Annotated in this window: 1 protein-coding gene; it reads left to right on the top strand. The window is 55.8% G+C overall.

The annotated features are described in order from the left end of the window. A partial coding sequence (locus tag MRBLMR1_RS29165; RefSeq protein ID WP_500067084.1) for a helix-turn-helix domain-containing protein occupies positions 1-311 on the top strand: 311 nt, incomplete at its 5' end. Positions 312-339: the final 28 nt, after the last annotated feature.

Here is a 339-nt window from a genome sequence, read left to right as displayed (position 1 = left end):
AAGGTATCGGGTCTCGTGATCTGGCAAGCGTGGTCCGGACGGTTGTACTTGGCGGAAGTTATGTTCCCCCCAACCTGAGCGCAAGACTGATTTCAGAACGCAAGCCGCATCCAGCCGCGATGCAAGAGCATGATGGGCTTAGTGCGCGCGAGCGTGAGGTCATGGATCTGATCGCGGTGGGGATGAGTAACAAGTTGGTTGCGAGAAAGCTTGGCCTTCACGAGAAAACGGTCAAGCACCACGCAACCCGCATCTTCGCGAAGCTTAGCGTCTCAAATCGAACCGAGGCCGCCCTACGCTGGCGCAGGTAGATCCCTTTTTCATTTGAGCAGAGATTGA

The sequence above is a fragment of the Neorhizobium sp. LMR1-1-1.1 genome (assembly GCF_040675795.1).
Lineage (GTDB): Bacteria > Pseudomonadota > Alphaproteobacteria > Rhizobiales > Rhizobiaceae > Neorhizobium > Neorhizobium cellulosilyticum.
This window is presented reverse-complemented; position numbering and strand designations above follow the sequence as displayed.